Genomic DNA, 19,337 nt, shown 5'->3' on the forward strand with positions numbered 1-19,337 from the left:
GACGACCGTCGGTGACCACGACCCGACGGGGCCCGGCCGCCGGCTCCACCGGCCGTGGGCGAACCGGCCGCCCGGGCGCCCGCAGCTCGGTGGACCCCGATCTCGCGCGGGAACTCCTCGACGGGCTCGCCGAGGCGGTGCTGATCACCGACGGTGTCGGGCAGGTCGTGCTGGTCAACGCCGCAGCCACCGCCCTGCTGCCGGAACTGCACCCGGGCGTCGGGCTGCCCGCTTCCCCGGTCGCGATGCTGGCCGAGGCGTACGCGACCGGGGCGGACGACGTCGAGGGTGAACACCGGGACCGGCGGCTGCGGGGCATCCGCCGCCCGCTGGCCGGTGACCGGTCGGCCTGGTACGTGCGGGACGTCACCGACGACCACCGGCGCGCCGAGGCGCTGCGCACCGAGCGGGGACGGACCGACTTCCTGGCCCAGGCCGGCCGTCGGCTCGGCCTGGCGCTGCACCGCGACCAGGCGCTCCAGGCCGCCGCGACGTTGCCCGTGCCGTACCTCGCCGACCTGGCCCTGATCGTGTATCTGCCGACCGGGGCGGTCGAGTACCAGCCGCAGTGGATCCGGCACACCGCTCACCACTCGACGCCGGCCCTCGGCGCCACCGACTGGGACACGGTCAGCGCCGTACCCGGGCTGGTCGAGGCGCTCGACGGAGAGGCCGGCGTGCCACGGCCCTGGCCCGCCAAGGAGCGCGACGGCGTCGGGCCGCTGATCCCCGACGACCTCGATCCGGCGGCGACGCTGCTGGTCAGCCCGATGCCGGGGGCCGGCCGGACGGCGGGCGCACTGGTGCTGGTGCGGGCCGGGGCGCGCGACGGGTTCGACCGGCGCGACGTCGAGCTGGTCCGGGAGTTCGCCGCCCGGGCGGGTGCCGCCATGGCCACCGCCCGGCTCTACGACGAGCAGACCTACCTGGCCCGGGTACTGCAGAACAGCCTGCTCCCGCCGGACCTGCCCGCCGTCGACGGCGTACGGCTCGCCGGTGGCTACCGCGCGGCCGGCGACAGCCTGCACATCGGCGGTGACTTCTACGACGTGCTCCCGACCGACGGCGGCGCGCTGTTCGCCCTCGGCGACGTCAGCGGCAAGGGCGTCGGCGCGGCGGTGCTGACCGGCCGGGTCCGCCAGTCGTTGCAGACGCTGCGCCTGGTCGAGCATCGGCCCCGGGAGCTGCTCGGGCTGCTCGACCGGGCCCTGCTGGACATCCCGGACGCGGCCCGTCGCGGCCAGTTCACCACCCTGCTGCTGGGCACGCTGCATCCCGAACCGGACGGCGGGCTGCGGGTCCGGGTGGCCGGCGGAGGGCATCCCGCACCCCTGCTGGTCGACGGTGCCGGGACGGTGACCCCGGTCCAGGTGGGCGGCATGCCGGTGGGTGCGGTGCCCGGGGCGCGGTTCGACGAGGCCGAGGTCCGGTTACGGCCGGGTGAGCTGTTGCTGGCCCGCACCGACGGGGTGACCGAGGCCCGGGGCGGGCCGCACGGCACCGAGATGTTCGGCGAGCGGCGGCTGCACCGGGCCCTGGTCGAGGCCGCCGGGTCCGCACCGGCGACGCTTGTCGACCGCGTGCTCCACCTGGTCGACGAGTGGTGCGGTGGGCACCGGCACGACGACGTGGCGATGCTCGCGGTGGGCCCGGCCGCACCCGGCTGACCGCCGGCCGGTCAGGCGGTACGTGAGACGGAGGTCTCCCCCGCCGCCGCCGCCCAGCTCCGTGGCTGCGGTTCGGCACCGTGCTCCACGGCGGGGCGGCCCGCCGGTAGCTGCTCCGGGTGGGCCTCCTGCTGCGGCACCAGCGGCGACACCTGCCGCATCACCCGCGCCCGAGCTGCCGCGTCGAACTCACGCAGCCCGTGCAGCAGGGCCTCGCGGGCCTCCGGCGCCATCGCGGCGAGGATCGTGGACAGCTGCTGGCGGCGGTCCTCGCGCAGCTCGGCGAGGAGCCGGCGGGCCTCGGCGGTGAGGTGCAGCGAGATCTCCCGGCGGTCGGCGCGTCCCGGCTCGCGTTCCAGCATCCCGGCGGCGACCAGCCGGTCGCAGAGCCGGCTGGCCGAGGAGAGCAGCATGTCCAGCCCGGCGGCCAACCGGCGCAGGTTGATGCCGTCCTGCCGTTCCACGAGCATGACGGCTCGCAGCTGGGCGGTGGAGATCCGGTTGGCCGTGCGTTCCCGCGCACCGTCCCAGACGGTCAGCAGGGCGCCTGCCGCGGTATCCAGCTCGGCAGCCATACTCATCTCGGGTCCCGGTGGACCATGCAGTTCCGCCATGGTGGGCCTGAGCGTACTCCGATTCTGTCGCCGAATGGGCTTGTGATCAAGGAGAGACGATGAGCGAGCCGGTCGACGAGGCCCGTGCCACACTCACGGCAGCCCCCGCAGACCTGCTCGTCCGGCGGATCGCGGAGCTGTTGGAGCGGGAGTACGGCATCACCGACACCGAGCTGCTCCAGGTCGACTACCGCCTGGCCGCGTTGCTCCCGCTCACCGGCGGTGACGAGGTGACCAGCCCGGGTCACCCCGCCTGGCGCTGCTTCGACCACGAGACCCCGGTGTACGCGGACGGCACCGGTTACCTGCCGGTCAACATGCGCGGCGAACGGCGTGGTGTGCTCCGGGTCGCACCGCTGGGCGACGACGGGCTGCTGAGCGAGCTGCTGGAGATCGCCACCGCGATGGCGCACGAGCTGACCGCAGTCGACCCCGGCACCGACGTGTACCGCATCGCGCGGCGTACCCGACGGCTCACGCTCGCGGCCGAGGTGCAGTGGGAACTCCTGCCCGGGCGCAGCCGGACCCGTCCCTCGTTCAGCCTGGCCGGCCAGCTCGAACCCGCGTACGCGGTGCGCGGTGACAGCTTCGACTGGTCCGACGACGGCGAACGGGTCTGGACCGCCACCATCAACGGGATGGGCGAGGGGGTGGCCGCCTCGATGCTCACCACGCTGGCCACCTGCGCGCTGCGCAACGCCCGCCGGGCCGGCATCCCGCTCGCCGACCAGGCCACCCTGGCCGACCAGGCGATCTACGACCTGCACCGGGGTGAGCAACATCTCTCCACCCTGCTGCTCGAACTCGACCTGCGTACCGGCCTGCTCACCGCCGTCGACGCCGGTTCGCCCCGGCTGGTGCTGCTGCGGGCCGGGCAGGTCACCGTGCAGCCGCTGGAGGCGCAGTTCCCGCTCGGCATGTTCGAGGGGACGAACTACCACGAGCAGTACGTCCAGCTCCAGCGCGGCGACCGTCTCTTCATGCTCAGCGACGGGGTGATCGACGCGACCGGGCGCAACATCCGCTACGGCGAGACCGCGCTGGACCGGATGTTGCGCCGTACCGCGCCGATGACCCCGCTCGACGCGGTCCGTTCCCTCCTCGGCGACCTGCGGGCCTTCGTCGCCGGTGACCTGACCGACGACGCGGTCGTGGTCTGCCTGGACTGGACCGGCCCGCAGCCCTGAGGCCCGTCCTAGTACGCGCCCCGACTGTTGACCACCGCGCCGAAGGTCTTCCAGAGGATGGTCAGGTCGGCCGCGAGTGACCAGTTCTCCACGTAGTAGAGGTCCAGCCGGATGCCGTCCTCCCAACTCAGGTCGGACCGGCCGCTGACCTGCCAGAGACCGGTCATCCCGGGCTTGACCAGCAGACGCCGGGCCACGTCGCCGTCGTAGCGGGCCACCTCGGACGGCAACGGCGGCCGGGGCCCGACCAGGCTCATCTGCCCGAACAGCACGTTGACCAACTGGGGAAGCTCGTCCAGCGACCACTTGCGCAGCAGCCGGCCGACCCTGGTCACCCGAGGGTCGTCCCGCATCTTGAACATCAGACCGTCGGTCTCGTTGCGGGCGGTCAACTCCGCCAGCAGGGCGTCGGCGTTCACCACCATGGTGCGGAACTTGAAGACGCCGAACTCGCGCCCGCCCTGCCCCACCCGGGTCTGCCGGAACAGCACCGGCCCCCGGCTGTTCACCTTCACCGCCAGCGCGATCGCCGCCAGCAACGGGAACAGCAGGGTCAGCGCCACCAGCGCGACCGAGCGGTCGACCAGCCCCTTGACCAGCTTGCGCGCCCCACGGAACTCGGGTGCCTCCACGTGGATCAAGGGCAGCCCGGCGACCGGACGGGTGTGGATACGCGGGCCTGCGACGTCGGTCAACGCCGGGGCCAGCACCAGGTCGATGCCGGTGCCCTCCAGCTGCCACCCGAGCCGACGCAGCCGGGTGGCGGTCAGCTCCCCGCAGGCGGTGACCGCGACCGTGTCCGCGCCGATGGCGTCGGCGGCCTCCGGGATGCCCCGGAACGAGCCGACCACCGGCACGTCACCGAGCCGCTGCGCCACCGGGGCCAGCAGCGCGTCCGGGATGCAGGCGCCGACCACCTGGTAGCCGGCGTACGGCTCGCGGCGCAGCGTGTGCACCAGCTCCAACACGTGTGCGGTGTCGCCGACCACCAGCACCCGCCGAGACCAGCCCGTCCCCCGCGACCGGGCTCGGTGCAGACGCTTACGCGCGGCGAACCGGGCCACTTCGAGCCCGATCATGCCCACCGCGAACGAGATCGCCAGGAAGCCACGGGACACGCCGACGTCGGCGACGTACCCGAGGATCGCGACGGCGCCGGCCAACCGGAGGCTGGCCATGCTCACCCGCCGGTACTCGTCCGCGCCGTAGCCGACCACCCGGTCGTCGTAACAGCGCAGGGCCTTCAGGGAGACCAACCAGGCCAGCACAAGTGCCGGCGCGAACAGGACGTAGGGCACGTGGGTACCACGTGGCACGGATTCACCGAATCGCGCCGCGTAACCGATGAGCACTGCCACGGAGAGTACGGTGGCGTCCAGCACGACCAGGGAACGGACGTATGTCCGCTGGTCGCCACGCACCGACCCGCTCGATGGCGCAGCCTCACCTGATCGCGATGACGATCTGGCGGGGGTCAACAGCGTCGCCGAGGTCACCAGCCCTCCCACACTTCGCTCGCCGACGGCCCGGGACCGGCCGGGACGGAGGCCGGATCTGCCGGTGCACGAGGACATCCTGCCTTGATAACTATGGCGGCCGATTGCTTCGGACGTATTGCCGTCACTTTCCGGTGTGGAGGACGACCGGAAAGGGGCCTGTCGTACCGCTTTCTCCGGTACCGCAGACCCCTTCCTGCGCCTACGCTCAGGCGGGTGCCTTCCTCAGGGCGATCGCCCTGAGGAAGATGTCACTGATCTTGGTGGGGTCGGCGGCGATGAACGCCCCGCCACCGGCCGCCCCTGCGATGGTGTCCAGCTCGGCCTTGCTCACCTCGGTGCCGATGCCCACGATGATGACCTGGATCGGCTGCTCCGGGTCCTTGATCCGCTCCAACTCAGCGAGCAGTTCGCGCTGCGAGATGCCGTCCGGGTTCTCGTTCTTGCCGTCGGTGAAGAGCACGATCGAGTTGACCTTGCCGGGTTCCCAGTTGCGCTGCACGTCCTTGTAGGCGGCTAGCAGCGTGTCGTACAGGCCGGTGTCACCGCTGGACGAGGTGACCGTGTCCAGTCCCCGCTCCAGGGTGCTGCGCTGCCGCGACAGCGGCGCGATCGGCACCACCTCGCGGTAGTCCCGCGTCCCCGCCAGCTTGGTGGAGAACACCCACAACCCGATCGACCACGAGTCGTCGAACAGGTTCAGACCGCGTCGGGCCGCCTCGATGGTGACCTGCTGCCGGGTCGCCCCGTTGGCCGTCGGCACGGTCTTCTTCATCGAGCCGGAGACGTCGATGATGCAGAGCATCCGACCGGACAGGGTGGCGATCGACCAGCTCGACACCGCCCGCTCCACCGCGTCCGGTGCCAGCCCACCGGCAGCCACCCCGCCCTGCGGCGGGGCGGCGGAGGAGTCGCCACCGGCCGGGCTGGGTGCACCCTGCGGCGCGGCGAAGCCGCTCCCCCAGTTGCCGTCCGGCCCACGCAGCGACTGCTCGGCCAGCTTGTCCTTGAACGACGAGGTGGTCAGCGCCTCGAACAGCACCCGGGCGGCCGACGCCTTGGCCGGGTCGATGCCGGGCAGCACCGCGTACGGGTAGTCCAGCGGCAGCGGCGCCGGTTTGAGGTACAGCGCCGCCAACGGCACCGGAGGCTTGCGGGCGTTGTACTGGATGACGTCCTCTTCGGAGAGGGCCGCCGCGCCGAGCGCACTGGCCAGCGTGGTGTTGTCCGCAGCGGTCGGGAACTTCGCCAGCAGGTCCTGGCGCAGCGCCGAGGCGCCCGACGCCAGCGCCCGCAACGCGCCGACCCGGTCCTGCTCGGCGGTGGCACCACCGGTGGACGAGGCCGCGGTCATCAGCGACAGCAGGCCGGACAGACCGGCGGCGTCCCGGGTCGGCTCGACGATCCCGGTCCGTAGCGGCCGGTCGCTGTTGACCCGGGCCAGCAACTGGGTCCAGTCGAGTTCCTTCTGCGGCCAGCCCAGCCGGGCGGCGATCGGCTCGGGCATCGCGACGACCACCGGGCTGCTGGCGATCGAGGCACCGTTGCCCGGCTCGAAGGCCGCCGCGCCACCGGTCTTGAGTCGCAGCAGCCAGGTGGAGGAGTCCGGGATCCAGACGTCGGGGCTCACCGCGGTGCCGCTGGCCTGGCCGACGCCGGCCAGGGTCGCGCCGTGCTTGGCCGCCACCACCGCCGCCACCTCGACCGGGTCGGCCGCCGAGACCGTCACGTCGATGCAGGTCCCCTCGACGGCGGCACCCTTCTCCTCCCACTCGGAGGCGGCCTGGTCCACCGCAGGAGCGAGCTCGTTTGCCACGGCGACGGACAGCTCGATCTTGCCCGAGCAGTCCTGACCGGCGAGTTGGCGATAGCCGACCCACCCCCCGGCCGTGACGACGAGAACGCCGACCGCCGCCGCGGCGGCGGCGCCGTGAATACCTGAACGCATGCGATGGCGGCCTGCTGACACGCAGACCATCTTGCGTATCCCGCCGGTGGACTGCCATGGCCGTTCGGTCGAAAGTTACAGAGGAGAAACAGTTTCCCCCGAATTGGTAACTTTGTGTGACGACGCAACGGCGCAATGTGGATACATCTATGTCTCAGGCCCACGATCAGGGCAGAACACAGGTCGGGCTGGCGACCACGAACGGCTCGCCCAGTGGCGCCGGAACGCCGGTCTCCCGGTCGACGAGAAAAGTGCGTACCATATCTGCCCGCTCGTCGGCGACGTACAGGTGCTCACCGATGACGGCGAAGTGGCGCGGCCACTCGCCGCCGGTGTCCACCTCGGCCACCTGCTCCGGCAGTTTCGCGCCGAGGGAGAAGGCGGTGATCGTGCCCACTCCCCGGTTGGCGACATAGAGGAAGCGCCCGTCGGCGCCCACGGCGATCTCCGACGGCTGCACGTGCCCGGCCCGGCCGCTGGCCTCGACCCGCCCGATCTCCTGGAGCCCGCCGTCGTCGGTCACCTCGTAGGCGAGGACCGAGCCGTCCAACTCGCCGGAGACGTAGCAGCGCCGGCCGTCCGGGTGCCGGGCCACGTGCCGGGGACCCACCCCCGGGGCGGTACGCACCCGGGCACCCCGGGGTGCCAGCGCGCCCGCCGCGTCGAGGTCGTACCGGTAGATCGAGTCGGTGCCCAGGTCGACGGCGAGCAGCGGCGCGCCGTCCCGGCCCGGCGAGACCATGTGAGCGTGCGCCTGCTCCTGCCGCTCGGGGTTCGGCCCGTGCCCCTGGTGGGCCACCACGTCGGTACGCGGACCCGGGACACCGTCGGCGTCGAGCGGGAACACGGTCACGCTGCCGCTGCCGTAGTTGGCCACCACGAGGTGTCCGCCGTCCGGCGTGACCGCCAGGTGGCACGGCTCCGCGCCCCCGGTCGCCTGGGTGCCGGCCGCGTCCAACTCCCCGTCGGCCCCCACCCGCCAGGCACTGATCTCACCGGTGGGCAGCTCGTTGACCGCGTACAGCATCGGCAGGCGGGGGTGGCGGGCGAGGAAGGACGGTGACGCGGTGACCGCGACCGTGCCCAGCGAGGTCAGCTCACCGCTGTGCGGATCCCGACGGGCCGCGACGATGCCGGTGGCCCGGCCGCCGCTGGACGCCGTGTAGCCGCCGATGTGCACGATCTCGCCCTGAACCGCCACCGTGTTCCGCCTCCCTGCCCGAATCCTGCGTCGATCTCACCAGAAGCCTTGCCCCGATGCCGACCGGTTAGACCTGGAATTCCCGACGGACCTGCGATCCGCCCGGTCCCGGCCCGCGTCCGGCACCCGGGTCAGGCCGCCGGCACCGGTTCGCCCCGCTGCCGGGCCACGTGCTCGACCAGAGAGATCAACACCGTCTTGCCGGACTGCCGGTCGCGGGCGTCGCAGAGCACCATCGGCACGTTGCCGTCGAGGTCGAGGGCGCGGCGTACCGCCTCCAGACTGAACCGCTGCGAGTTGTCGAAGCAGTTGACGCCGACCACGAACGGGATGCCGCGCTGCTCGAAGTAGTCGATCGACGGGAAGCAGTCGGCCAGCCGACGGGTGTCCGCGAGCACCACCGCGCCGAGCGCCCCGAACGCCAGCTCGTCCCAGAGGAACCAGAACCGGTCCTGCCCGGGCGTACCGAACAGATAGAGCTGGAGATCGTCGTTGATGGTGATCCGGCCGAAGTCCATCGCCACCGTGGTGGTCGACTTGGTCTCCACGCCGGAGAGGTCGTCGGTCTCGATGCCCGCCCCGGTCAGGATCTCCTCGGTCTGCAACGGCCGGACCTCACTCAACGCGCTGACCAGCGTCGTCTTGCCGGCGCCGAAGCCACCGGCGACGAGGATCTTCAGCGCGATCGGGATCCGCTGTCCCCGTTGCTCGCCGTCATAACGCACGGAGTCCATCGACCACCGCCTTGAGGATGTCGTTGTCGGGCAGGTACGTGGCACGCGGCGGCTGGTGCACGGCGACCAGTCCCCGGGAGAGTAGATCGCCGAGCAGCACCCGGACCACACCGATGGCCAGATTGAGATCGGCGGCGAGTTCCACCACCGGCGTTCCCCGACCGGCCAACTCCACCAGCAGCCGGTGTTCCGGGTACAGCTCCGGATAGGCGCCGAGGTCCGGGTCCGGCTTCGCCAGCACGTACGCCACCAGGTCGAAGGCGTCCGCGCTGGCCCGTACCCGGCCACCGGTCAGCGTGTACGGCCGGACCACCGGCCCGGCGTCGGCGTCGAGCCATTCGTGCTGGTTCCCCGGTAAGTCAGTGCGCATCGGCGGCACCCACCGACGCCCGGGTGGGTGTCCCCAGATTCTCGCCGACCCGGGTCACCAGCATCGCCATCTCGTACGCCACCAGACCGATGTCGGCGTCCGCGTCACTGGCGACCGCGAGGCAGGCGCCCTGCCCCGCCGCCGTCACGAAGAGGTACGCGGACTCCATCTCCACCACCGTCTGGCGCACCGGCCCACCGGTGAGGTGGCGGCTCGCGCCCCGGGCCAGGCTGGACAGCCCGGAGGCCAGCGCGCAGAGGTGCTCGGCATCGGCCTTGTCCATCCCGGTGGAGCAGCCGAGCAGCAGCCCGTCCGCCGAGAGCACCACCGCCTGCCGCGCGGTCGGTACCCGCTCCAACAGGTCGTCCAGCAACCAGCCGAGATCGGCACTTCGCCTCGTCGAATGCATCAGGCGTCCCTCTCAGTCGCGGTCGGGGATTGCACAGTCGCCGGGTCACCGGCCGGCGTCCCTGCCGGCTCGGTGCCGCGGTCCTGCTCCTGGTCGGCGGAGGCCGCACCGGATCGGCCCGGCGTGGGCGGTCCGGCGTGCTCCGCGTCGTCGTTCGGCTCGACGGCGGCGCGTCGACCCCGCGCGGTGCCCGCCTGGAGCGCGGACATGAACCGGCGGGCCTCCTCCGGGCTGCGCGGGGTCGGTTCGCCGAGCGGCCGGATCGGTCCGCGCGGGACCACCACCGGTTGCCGTACGGTCGGTCCGTCGATCGCCGAGGACACCGCCGGCATCAGCACCGTCGGCGCGTCGACGCCGTCCTGCGCCCGTCCTTGTGCCGTCCGGTGCCCGGCCGGGCCGGACGCTCCGTTTCCGGGCGCTCCAGTGCCGGACGTTCCGTTGCCGGGCGCTCCAGTGCCGGACGCTCCAGTGCCGGACGTTCCGTTGCCGGGCGCTCCAGTGCCGGACGTTCCGTTGCCGGGCGCTCCAGTGCCGGACGCTCCAGTGCCGGACGTTCCGTTGCCGGGCGCTCCGTTGCCGGGCGCTCCGTTGCCGGGCGCTCCGTTGCCGGGCGCTCCGTTGCCGGGCGCTCCGTTGCCGGGCGCTCCGTTGCCGGGCGCCGCCGTCGGCGCCACCTCCGCCGAGACGGTGGGTGACACCGGAGGCGAACCGACCGGTGCCGGTCCGACGGTCTGCGGTGCCGGTGCGGCGTCGCCGTCCGCGGCCGGCGGCACGGAGCCGGACGTCGCGATGGTGGCCGACGGCACGGCGGGGTCCGGCGATGCGGTGGCGGCCGACGGGGTGGTGGCGGCCGGGCCGCGCTGGCGGATGCGGCGGGGCAGGCCGTCGGCCTCGGCCGGGCCGACCGTGGAGCCGACGGTGGGGCCGCCCCGACTGCCGCTCGTGCTCGCCGGCACCGGCTCGGTGGCGGCCGGCTTCTCCGGCTCGGCCTGCGATCGGCTGCTCTGTCGGGGCACTGTGGTCAGCCGGGTGGCCCGGGCCAGCCGGCGCTGTTCCGGGGTGGCGGCCTGGTCGTCCCCGGCGGGAGTGTCCAGGTCGGGCAGGGGCGACGGCTCGGCGGTGATGAGTGCCGCCGGGATCAGCACCACGGCGGTCAGCCCGGTCCCGTCCGACTCCCGCAGCCGCACCCGTACGTCGTGCCGGGCGGCGAGCCGCGCGACCACGAACAGCCCCAACCGCGCGGTCTCGGCCGGGTCGAAGTCCGGTGACCGGGCGAGTTTCCGGTTGGCCTCCTCGATGGCGGCGGCCGTCATGCCGAGCCCGTGGTCGGTGACGGAGAGGGCGTACCCGTGCGCGACGTGCTCGCCCGAGATCTCCACCCGGGAGTCCGGCGGCGAGTACGCGGTGGCGTTCTCGATCAGTTCGGCGAGCAGGTGGATGATGTCGCCGACCACCCGGCCCACGGTGCCGGCGGCCTGGACGTTGACGATGTCCACCCGGTCGTACGACTCGACCTCGGAGATGGCACCCCGGATCAGGTCCACCATCGCGACCGGGTTGCGCCAGCCCCGACCCGGCGCCGCACCGGCGAGGATGACCAGGTCCTCGGCGTGCCGCCGCAACCGGGTGGCGAGGTGGTCCACCCGGAACAGCTCGGCCAGGTGGTCCGGGTCCTCGGCGTCGCGTTCCATCCGGTCGAGCACGGTGAGCTGTCGGTGCACCAGGCCCTGGCTGCGGCGGGCGATGTTCAGGAAGACCTCGTTGAGGCCGCGACGCAGGCTCACCTCGACCATGGCGGACCGGATCGCGGCCTTGTGCACCTCGGTGAACGCCTGGGCCACCTGACCGATCTCGTCCGCGCCCCGGTCGGCCAACGGCGCCTCGCCGGTCACGTCCACCTGCTCGCCCCGGCGCAACCGGTCCACCACCTCGGGCAGGCGCTCCTCGGCCTCCTTGACGGTGCCGCGTACCTGGGTCAGCCGCTGCGCCAGCGATCGGCCGACCCGCAGCGCGACGACCAGCGAGAGCACGACGGCGACCAGGCCGAGCAGTCCGGCGGCGGCCAGCCGGACCAGGGTCCGTGCCGCCATCGGCACCGAGCGGTCGGCCAGGCCGTCGGCCTGGGTCAGCTCGAAATCGCGCAGCGACCGCTGCACCGTGTCGTAGCTGTTCTGCCAGGCCTGCTGATCGAGCCGGAGCCGGGCCGAGGGGTCGGCCGCGACCAGCTCGTCCTGCATCTGCCGCAACTGCGTGAACTCGTCCTGCTCGGTCAACCGTTGGTACGCCGCCCGGTCCGGCTCCGGCAGGTCGGCCACCGCGCTCTCGGCCAGGAAGCGCTGGTTGGCGATGCCCTGCACGAGCAGCGTGTGCTCGCCCTCGGCGAGTCGTCCGCCGATCAGCGCGCCGGCCAGCAGCGCGTCGGTCTGACCGAGCAGCTCGCGCGAGCGGCCGATGTCGGTCAACGCCCGCGCTTCCCGGTTGAGGTCCTGGTCCGGCAGGTTCGCCAGGGCGGAGAAGGTGTGGAACGCCGACGAGATCATGCCACTGTAGAGGCCGATCACCCCGGCCCGGTCGAGGTCGCGGCGGTCGATGAACTCGCGCCCCGACGGCAGCGCCTCGAGTTCGCCGAGGAGGCGGTCCAGCCGGGTCTCCAGCAGCTCACCGGCGGCGTCGCGCAGTTGCTCCCCGGAGACCCGACGCTGGAGTTCGGCGATCGCGGTGTCGGTGCGACCCCGCTGCGCGACCAGTTCCGGAAGTACGCAGTTGGCCGGCGGCTGACCGCAGACCGTACGGGGCGAGCCGAGATGCACCACCGAGAGCCGCCGCTCCCGTTGTAGCTCGGCCACCACCGTCTCGCCCGGCCGGCCCAGGTCGTACAGGAGGGTCCGGGCGGCGAGCAGATCCAGTGCCGGGCCGAAGGTGAGCGTGGTCGCGAAGATCCACAGGGCCAGCAACGCGGTCACCGGCACGACCACCAGCGCGGTCAGCTTGGAGCGGATCGGCCAGTCGCGGGTGTTCAATCGGACCTCGCCCGGGAGGGTGGCTGGAAGGGCTCCGGCACGGCCGGGCAGCACCCTCGCCGACGCGCGCCCCGGCTGGCCGCCGGGACGCCGGGGTTCGGGCGCCTTGGGCAGGATACGTAATCCGCGCCGGACGCACTACCGTCTGTCGAGACTACCTATACGGTGCCGGACGTCCCGAGGACGCCCCTGCCGTCCGGAACGGGCGATCACGCGGCGCTCGTCCGGTTCCCGGCCTCGACCGATGCTCCGAATCGCCGCTCGTCCCCTCCTCCCCGGGCCTCCGCCCTGCCCACCGCCGATTCGGATGAGGAAAGTGCGCCGGAACGGGATTGGCGATCAGTGCCCGGAGGGAATACCTCAAGGCGAAGGAGGAGCCATGTCGCCCACGCAGATAGTCGTCACCGTCCTCGTCATCCTGGTGGTCGCCGCCGTGGCCGCGGCTGTCGTCGTGGCCGGCCGCCGCCGGTCGCTACGGCAACGCTTCGGCCCGGAGTACGACCATGTCGTCTCCGAGCGGGACAGCCGCAGCGCCGCCGAGCGGGAGCTGCGGGACCGGGAACGCCGGCACGCCGAGCTCGAACTCGTCCCGCTGGACCCGGAGTCCCGCGCCCGGTACTCCGCCGCCTGGGAGGAACTCCAGGTGCGTTTCATCGACTCCCCCGCCGAGACCGTCGGCCAGGCCGACGAACTGGTCACCCGGCTCGTCGCCGAGCGGGGCTACCCCACCGGTGACTTCTCGGACCAGATCGCCCACCTGTCCGTCGAGCACGCCCGGACGCTCAGCCACTACCGGGACGCGCACGAGATCCACCTGCGCAACTCGCGGGGCGAGGCCAGCACCGAGGACCTCCGCCAGGCCGTCGTCCACTACCGCGCCCTCTTCGCCGACCTGCTGGGCGAGGAACCGGTCGCGGCCGCCACCACGCCCGAGCAGCGCCACCCCGAGGCCGCCCATGACGCCACGAACCGCTGAGGAGAGCACCATGCGGCAAGACGAGCAGCAGCTCAACAACGACCACCCCGAGGCCGTCCGGTCTGCCCCGGTGGCAGTGCCGCCGAACGGTGCCCACCGGGACGTACCGGACGACCTCGACCGCGTCGACGAGCCGACGGACCGCGACTGGGTGGAGTCCACCGACCGCAACCGTCCCTGGGACGGCCGGCCGGGCGACGACGACCGGGATGACGAGGTGACCGATCCCGCTCCGGTGCCGACCGCTTTCGGCGCCACCTCGGTCGGTGGCGCCGTGGCCGCGTCCGCGCTGGCCAGCCGCCGTCCGGAGGACGAGATCGACCCGCGCGAGGAGCGCACCGCGGCGCCGGGCGACGGCGCGGTCGACGGCGAGCGGGAGGGGCTGCGGGCCGACCCGACGGCCGAGTTCGACCGGACCGGTGACGACGTGGACCGCACCAACCTCGACCGCACCGACCTCGACCTGGACGACTCTGACACGGCCGCGCACCGTGGGACGGACGTCCATCGGGCCGACGACCTCGACGGGCGGATCGAGTCGCGGGACCTCCCCGGTGACGCGTCGACGGTCGACACCACCGACGTGGCGGCGGCCGGCGGCCCCGGCTACGGCAGCGCCGCCCCGACGATGGTCGACCCGGACGGGCCGTCGCCGACCGGTGACACCGACGCCGGATCGGCGGTTCCGGCCAGTGCGGCGACCCTCTTCGACGAGACGACCGCACAGGGCTTCCGGGACCGCTGGCGTGACGTCCAGCTCCGCTTCGTGGACGACCCGCAGGCCGCCGCCGGTCAGGCGCAGTCGCTCGTCGACGAGGCCATGCAGGCGCTGTCCGCGGCGCTGGCGGAGCACAAGGACAAGCTGGGCGGGTGGCAGGAGGCGGGCTCGCCCGACACCGAGCAGCTCCGCGTGGCGGTCCGCGGTTACCGCGACTTCCTCGACCGGGTGCTCGGCCGCTGATCACCGTCGAAGGCGGGTGTCCCGGACGGGACGCCCGCCTTCGTCGTGCCGTCGCAGGCATTACCCAGCGGCCTGCGGGTACCCGCAGGGGGCCGGAGGAACCGTGTGGCGGACAGGAGGGCGGCAGGATGACGGATCGTGACCGACCGCTGGAGGAGCGCCCCGAGGTGGCCGCGGCGGTGGACGACGACAGCGGCGTGCCGGAGCTGATGACCGGCGGCGGGGCCGACCGGGACACCCCGGCCTTCGCCGGGCCGGGCGAGCGGATCGACCTCGACGCGCCCACCGAGGACGTCATCGCCGACCCGTACGCGGCGGGCACCGGCGCGACCGGTACCGGCACCGGAGCCGCCCGGGACGACATCCGTACCGGCGCCGAGCAGCCCTGGGACCCGGAGGACCTGGTGATGGCCCGGGGCCAGGACCTCACCCCCGAGAACATCGAGCGGGCCCGGCGTGAAATGGCGGAGACCGGCCGGGCCGCGATCGAGAAGACGGTGCCCTGAGCGCCGGACGGGTCCACCCGGTTCGAGTGGACCCGTCCGGCGCGGCGAGAGGGGCCCCTGGTCCGACCGGTGCGGTCGGACCAGGGGCCCGGGGAACCTGCCGCCGCAGCGCCTCACCTACTGCCGGCGGCCGGTATGCCTGACCGTCAGGACAACGGCGGGTAGGCGTTGCGCATCAGCTCGGAGAGCTGCGCCGGGAACCAGGCGCCCGAGATCGGGGCGTCGGCCAGGGCACCGCTACGGTTGTTGCCGTTGCGGACGTTGCCGGTGTAGGTCGGGTCGCACATCCGGTCGAAGCCCTTGCCGTCGTTGTTCGGGATCTCGCGGCTGGAGCCGTCCGACTCACCCGGGGGCTTGATCCAGACGTACGCGTCGATGCCCGGCTCCGGCGCGGCCTTCGGGCGCTCGCCCAGACCGGCACCGGCCTGGTTGCACCAGTTGCCCTTGTGGATACGACGGTCGACCCGACCACCGTCCACGTAGGCGTCGATGCTGGTCGTCGGGCCCGCGGCGGTGGGCCGGGCGCTGCCGCCCCAGCCGTTGCGGGAGGTGTCGATCAGCATGCCGATGCCGCTGTCGAAGCCCTGCCGGACCAGCTCCTGCCGGAACGCCTGGGCGAAGGACAGCTCGTCGTTGTACTGGTTCCAGTCGATCCACTTCGCCTGCCGCACCGTCTGGCCGTTCACCGTGTCGGTGACCCGGGCGTACGGCTCACGCAGCGCCGAGTAGTTCGCGGTGTTGACGATGAAGCCGTGCACGTGGGCGGCGGTGGCGCCGGACGCACGCGAGGCCTCCCGCAGGATCTGCGCGCTCGGGACGAGGTTGGTGTCCCAGCCGAGCCAGCCGTGGTGGCCGGCGTCGATGTAGTTGTAGACGTTCGGGATCGCGCCCAGCTTGGCGAGGGCGTAGCCGACACCCTGCACGTACCCACCGTTGGCCTTCATGGTGTCGCACAGCGGGACGCCACCGTCTCGGTCGGTGGTGTTGGTGACCAGGTTCGGCAGCGAGTCGATCTCGATGATGTTGATGATCCGCAGGTTGCGGTACTTCGCGTCACCCTGGATCGCCGCGATCGGGTCGATGTACTGCGCCTTGTACTTGGGCAGTTCGTCGGCCTTCAGCTCACCGTTGGAGGCGAGCGCCGAACAGTCCCGGCCGGGCAGGTTGTAGATGACGACCTGGATGTACTGGGCGTTCTGCCGCAGTGCCTCGTCCAGGTGGTCACGCAGACCCATCGGGCCGTTGGACTGGCTGTTGTCGGTGCCCTCGATCGCCGCGATCCGGTCCAACCAGACACCCGTCGGGGTGTTCGAGATCCGGTTACCACCGCTGACCGACTCGGCCTTGGCCTTCCACTCCGGGTTCACGTAACCCCGGGCGTTCAGGTACGGGTTGTCCACCTTGGTGCCGGGCGGCGGCGTGGTCGGCGGAGGCGTCGTGGGCGGAGGGGTGGTGGGCGGCGGCGTCGTGGGTGGAGGCGTGGTCGGCGGCGGCGTGGTGGGCGGCGGCGTGGTCGGCGTGGTGCCGCCGTTGCAGGAGACCCCGTTGACCGTGAACGAGGTGGGCTTCGGGTTGCTGCCGCTCCAGGCACCGTTGAAGCCGATGCTGGTGCTGGCGCCGGTGGCCAGGTTGCCGTTGTAGGACTCGTTCTGCGCGGTCACGTTCCGGCCCGACTGGGTCCAACGGGCCGACCAGCCCTGCTGGACGCGCTGGTTGGCGTCGGGGAACGTGAAGCCGAGGGTCCAGCTGGTGAGCCGGTCGCCGATGTTCCGGATGGTGATGTTGGCGGTGAAGCCGCCCTGCCAGTCGTTGGTCGTGTACGCGACGTCGCACTGCGTCGCGGCGTGCGCCGCGGTGACCGGGATCGTCACCAGACCGCCCGCTACCAGCGCGCTCGCGCCGGCCAGTGCGACAGCCCGTCGTCGACTGGACAGCCTTCTCCACACATTCATGCCACTGATCTCCTTGGGCGAGACCGGATCCGCGTACGGCCCGGCACGTGGCGTCCGAGGGACGTCCTGCACGGACGACCGCCGATGCCAACGGGATTCTTTGGGAGCGCCCGACCCGGGCGGGCGTTGGTGGTGGTGCACGACCGGCGAACCCGGCCGACGGCAAGTGGTCGTCCGGTGACACCGGCTGCCCTCGACACCTGCCTGTGCGGTGTGGCTCCGATCACCGCGTGCAGCGATTCTTGCATGGGAGCGCTTCCATGGCAATGGTTCGATATTTTCGAAACCCTACCCGGACTCGACGGGTCCACTACGTGACACACCGCCACCGAGCGGGCGCCCGCCGGTCACGAAGCGTGGAACCACCCCACCGAGGACACCCCGACACGCCTCCCTCAGCAGCACCCGATCGACCGGGTAAATCGTACTAATGCCAGAACACGAATCTTTCCCTGCATAGGTTGTGAAACGGTCTAACGTCAGTTCTGGCTCGGTTGTGCGAGCCGCAGGACAACCAGGGATGGAGTGACACAGGTCATGGCTAAGAAGATGCTGGGGAAGGTCGTTGCGGGTGCCGCCCTCGGCGGGGCTTCCCTGCTGGTGTTCGCGCCCGGGGTCGCGCTCGCCGACGGCCACGGTCCCGAGGACGAGGGCAAGGTCTTCGCCAAGCCGCACGCGGTGAAGCCCGGCGACGAGGTCAAGCTGGTGCAGATCTGCGAAGAGGCGCAGGAGCACCCCTTCGTCTGGTCCAAGGTCACCGGCAAGGTCGAGCTCGAATCGGCCCACAAGGACGGCGACAAGGGCGACAAGGGCGACAAGGGTGGCGACCGGGACTGGAAACAGGACCGCAAGGACTGGGAGGACCGCAAGGACTCGCAGGACGGCAAGGACTGGGAGTCCGGCGGCGAGGACCGCTCGGGTGGCAAGGACTGGTCGGGCGAGACCGGGTCGGCGCCGGAGTCCAAGGGCACCGGCGGCGGTGCGGCGGACGCGGCCGACGAGAGTGGCAAGGACCGCGACTGGAAGGCCGAGGAGCACGGCCAGGACGCGGAGGGTGCGCGGGACCACAAGGCCCCGTCCGCCGAGGAGGAGCGCGGCGCCAAGTCCGAGAAGGACTGGTCGAGCAAGAGCGAGCACGAGTCGTCCGGCGAGAAGGACTGGGCGAGCGAGGGCGAGCGCGAGTGGGAGCGGTCGAGCGAGCGTGACTGGTCGGGCGAGCACGGCAAGGACTCGGGCGAGCATGGCAAGGACGACTCGGGTGACCGCTGGGAGCACGAGAAGGACTTCGTCTACTACGGCGAAGCCCGCGTCGCCAAGGACGCCAAGCCCGGCACGTACGAGCTGAAGGGCTCCTGCGGCGTCGGCGAGCTGGTGGTCCTGCCGCGCGGTGGGGTCGACGGCGGTGACGGTGGGATCGCCACCGGCGCCAACGGTGGCCTGGCCACCGCCGGAGCGGGCATGGTCGGCGCGGCGGCCCTCGGTGGCCTCGTGCTGATGCGTCGGCGCCGGACCGATGAGTTCGCGGCCTGACGCGACGGCGAGACGGGCCGGCGGCCGTCACGGTTCTCCGTGGCGCGCCGTCGGCGCCGCCGTCGTCGTGCTGCTGGCCATGGTGGGTTCCGGGCTGGTCGGCGCGGCACTGCGGCCCGTCGAGCCGGTACGCCCACCGCAGCCCCTGGCACAGGCCGGGCCGAGCACCCCCGAGCCCCGTGCGTCCGTACCGGTCGATGACGCGGACATCGACGACGGTGACTCCGACGCGGCCCGCCCCGCGACCGGGCTGCCCCGGTCCGCCCCGACCACGATCACCATCCCCCGCATCGGCGTCAACGCGAAGATCATGATGCTCGGCACCAACGCCGACGGCACGGTGGAGGTCCCCCCGCTGGACCAGGCCATGCTCGCCGGCTGGTACGAGCCGGGTCCCAGCCCTGGTGAGGTGGGCAACTCGGTGATCGTCGGACACGTGGACTCCGCCGCGATCGGCGCGGCCGTGTTCTTCTCCCTCGGCGCGTTGCAACCCGGCGACGTGATCACGGTCGGCCGGGCCGACGGCGGCTCGGTCGACTTCCGGGTGGACTCGGTGGCCGCCCACCCCAAGAACGCGTTCCCCACCGAGCAGGTGTACGGCCCGTCCGACCGGCCCGGGCTGCGCGTGATCACCTGCGGCGGCCAGTTCGACGAGGCCAAGGGCGACTACCCGGACAACGTGATCGTCTTCGCCTCGCTGGCGAGCTGACCGGAACGTTAGGAAGGGCCCCTTCCTATGCACGAGGCGTTAGAAAGGGGCCCTTCC

Annotated in this window: 15 protein-coding genes and 1 pseudogene; 7 read left to right on the forward strand and 9 right to left on the reverse strand. The window is 72.3% G+C overall.

Going from position 1 to position 19,337, the window contains the following annotated elements; genetic code table 11:
• Nucleotides 1–11 precede the first annotated feature (11 nt).
• Nucleotides 12–1,667: a PP2C family protein-serine/threonine phosphatase gene (locus tag ACWDVW_RS15000; RefSeq protein ID WP_449948565.1), complete on the forward strand. Its 1,656-nt coding sequence runs from the start codon at nt 12–14 to the stop codon at nt 1,665–1,667.
• Nucleotides 1,668–1,678: 11 nt separating this feature from the next.
• On the opposite strand, the gene ACWDVW_RS15005 is transcribed toward ACWDVW_RS15000, so the two are convergent.
• Nucleotides 1,679–2,248 (reverse strand): MarR family winged helix-turn-helix transcriptional regulator, encoded by a 570-nt coding sequence (locus ACWDVW_RS15005; protein WP_449948568.1) that lies wholly within the window; start codon nt 2,246–2,248, stop codon nt 1,679–1,681.
• A 92-nt stretch (nt 2,249–2,340) separates the two neighbouring features.
• Here ACWDVW_RS15005 and ACWDVW_RS15010 point away from each other — a divergent pair, with 92 nt between their 5' ends.
• The gene (locus tag ACWDVW_RS15010) at nt 2,341–3,468 is read left to right on the forward strand and encodes a PP2C family protein-serine/threonine phosphatase (protein ID WP_449948571.1); all 1,128 of its coding nucleotides are present in this window, start codon (nt 2,341–2,343) and stop codon (nt 3,466–3,468) included.
• 8 nt (nt 3,469–3,476) lie between these two features.
• Here ACWDVW_RS15010 and ACWDVW_RS15015 read toward each other — a convergent pair whose 3' ends face one another.
• The 7 genes and pseudogenes from ACWDVW_RS15015 to ACWDVW_RS15045 form a co-directional block, all read right to left on the reverse strand.
• Nucleotides 3,477–4,964, reverse strand: a complete 1,488-nt coding sequence (locus ACWDVW_RS15015) for a sugar transferase (RefSeq protein WP_449948573.1) — start codon at nt 4,962–4,964, stop codon at nt 3,477–3,479.
• Between the two features lie 208 nt (nt 4,965–5,172).
• Nucleotides 5,173–6,933 (reverse strand): substrate-binding domain-containing protein, encoded by a 1,761-nt coding sequence (locus ACWDVW_RS15020; protein WP_449948575.1) that lies wholly within the window; start codon nt 6,931–6,933, stop codon nt 5,173–5,175.
• A gap of 145 nt (nt 6,934–7,078) precedes the next feature.
• Complete coding sequence (locus ACWDVW_RS15025) at nt 7,079–8,113, reverse strand: lactonase family protein (protein ID WP_449948577.1); 1,035 nt, start codon at nt 8,111–8,113, stop codon at nt 7,079–7,081.
• A 131-nt stretch (nt 8,114–8,244) separates the two neighbouring features.
• On the reverse strand, nt 8,245–8,847 hold the full coding sequence (locus tag ACWDVW_RS15030; protein WP_350692358.1) for a GTP-binding protein: 603 nt from the start codon (nt 8,845–8,847) through the stop codon (nt 8,245–8,247).
• The gene (locus tag ACWDVW_RS15035; RefSeq protein ID WP_117225943.1) at nt 8,828–9,217 is read right to left on the reverse strand and encodes a DUF742 domain-containing protein; all 390 of its coding nucleotides are present in this window, start codon (nt 9,215–9,217) and stop codon (nt 8,828–8,830) included. Before ACWDVW_RS15035 ends, ACWDVW_RS15030 begins: the two co-directional genes overlap by 20 nt.
• Nucleotides 9,207–9,626 carry a roadblock/LC7 domain-containing protein gene (locus ACWDVW_RS15040; RefSeq protein ID WP_449948580.1) on the reverse strand — a complete coding sequence of 140 codons (420 nt, stop codon included), beginning with the start codon at nt 9,624–9,626 and terminating at the stop codon, nt 9,207–9,209. The genes ACWDVW_RS15035 and ACWDVW_RS15040 overlap by 11 nt, the downstream gene beginning before the upstream one ends.
• A 669-nt stretch (nt 9,627–10,295) precedes the next feature.
• Nucleotides 10,296–12,646, reverse strand: a pseudogene (locus ACWDVW_RS15045) (nitrate- and nitrite sensing domain-containing protein); the annotation flags it as partial.
• 379 nt (nt 12,647–13,025) lie between these two features.
• Here ACWDVW_RS15045 and ACWDVW_RS15050 point away from each other — a divergent pair.
• From ACWDVW_RS15050 to ACWDVW_RS15060, 3 genes are all read left to right on the forward strand, one after another.
• On the forward strand, nt 13,026–13,622 hold the full coding sequence (locus ACWDVW_RS15050; protein ID WP_449948583.1) for a hypothetical protein: 597 nt from the start codon (nt 13,026–13,028) through the stop codon (nt 13,620–13,622).
• A gap of 10 nt (nt 13,623–13,632) precedes the next feature.
• Nucleotides 13,633–14,583 carry a hypothetical protein gene (locus ACWDVW_RS15055; RefSeq protein ID WP_449948585.1) on the forward strand — a complete coding sequence of 317 codons (951 nt, stop codon included), beginning with the start codon at nt 13,633–13,635 and terminating at the stop codon, nt 14,581–14,583.
• 128 nt (nt 14,584–14,711) lie between these two features.
• Nucleotides 14,712–15,089, forward strand: a complete 378-nt coding sequence (locus ACWDVW_RS15060; protein WP_449948587.1) for a hypothetical protein — start codon at nt 14,712–14,714, stop codon at nt 15,087–15,089.
• A gap of 146 nt (nt 15,090–15,235) precedes the next feature.
• Here ACWDVW_RS15060 and ACWDVW_RS15065 read toward each other — a convergent pair whose 3' ends face one another.
• Complete coding sequence (locus tag ACWDVW_RS15065; protein WP_449948589.1) at nt 15,236–17,041, reverse strand: glycoside hydrolase family 6 protein; 1,806 nt, start codon at nt 17,039–17,041, stop codon at nt 15,236–15,238.
• Between the two features lie 537 nt (nt 17,042–17,578).
• Here ACWDVW_RS15065 and ACWDVW_RS15070 point away from each other — a divergent pair.
• Together ACWDVW_RS15070 and ACWDVW_RS15075 are read left to right on the forward strand one after the other, a co-directional pair.
• Nucleotides 17,579–18,571, forward strand: a complete 993-nt coding sequence (locus ACWDVW_RS15070) for a hypothetical protein (RefSeq protein WP_449948592.1) — start codon at nt 17,579–17,581, stop codon at nt 18,569–18,571.
• The gene (locus ACWDVW_RS15075) at nt 18,555–19,280 is read left to right on the forward strand and encodes a class F sortase (protein ID WP_449948595.1); all 726 of its coding nucleotides are present in this window, start codon (nt 18,555–18,557) and stop codon (nt 19,278–19,280) included. The genes ACWDVW_RS15070 and ACWDVW_RS15075 overlap by 17 nt, the downstream gene beginning before the upstream one ends.
• Nucleotides 19,281–19,337: the final 57 nt, after the last annotated feature.

It is taken from the genome of Micromonospora sp. NPDC003241, from assembly GCF_053589795.1.

Excerpts from the sequence above, each read along its gene's own strand:
- ACWDVW_RS15005 (WP_449948568.1), bottom strand. The coding sequence starts at position 2,248 with ATGAGTATGGCTGCCGAGCTGGATACCGCGGCAGGCGCCCTGCTGACC.
- ACWDVW_RS15010 (WP_449948571.1), top strand. The coding sequence starts at position 2,341 with ATGAGCGAGCCGGTCGACGAGGCCCGTGCCACACTCACGGCAGCCCCC.
- ACWDVW_RS15030 (WP_350692358.1), bottom strand. The coding sequence starts at position 8,847 with ATGGACTCCGTGCGTTATGACGGCGAGCAACGGGGACAGCGGATCCCG.
- ACWDVW_RS15035 (WP_117225943.1), bottom strand. The coding sequence starts at position 9,217 with ATGCGCACTGACTTACCGGGGAACCAGCACGAATGGCTCGACGCCGAC.
- ACWDVW_RS15040 (WP_449948580.1), bottom strand. The coding sequence starts at position 9,626 with ATGCATTCGACGAGGCGAAGTGCCGATCTCGGCTGGTTGCTGGACGAC.
- ACWDVW_RS15050 (WP_449948583.1), top strand. The coding sequence starts at position 13,026 with ATGTCGCCCACGCAGATAGTCGTCACCGTCCTCGTCATCCTGGTGGTC.
- ACWDVW_RS15055 (WP_449948585.1), top strand. The coding sequence starts at position 13,633 with ATGCGGCAAGACGAGCAGCAGCTCAACAACGACCACCCCGAGGCCGTC.
- ACWDVW_RS15060 (WP_449948587.1), top strand. The coding sequence starts at position 14,712 with ATGACGGATCGTGACCGACCGCTGGAGGAGCGCCCCGAGGTGGCCGCG.
- ACWDVW_RS15065 (WP_449948589.1), bottom strand. The coding sequence starts at position 17,041 with ATGAATGTGTGGAGAAGGCTGTCCAGTCGACGACGGGCTGTCGCACTG.
- ACWDVW_RS15070 (WP_449948592.1), top strand. The coding sequence starts at position 17,579 with ATGGCTAAGAAGATGCTGGGGAAGGTCGTTGCGGGTGCCGCCCTCGGC.
- ACWDVW_RS15075 (WP_449948595.1), top strand. The coding sequence starts at position 18,555 with ATGAGTTCGCGGCCTGACGCGACGGCGAGACGGGCCGGCGGCCGTCAC.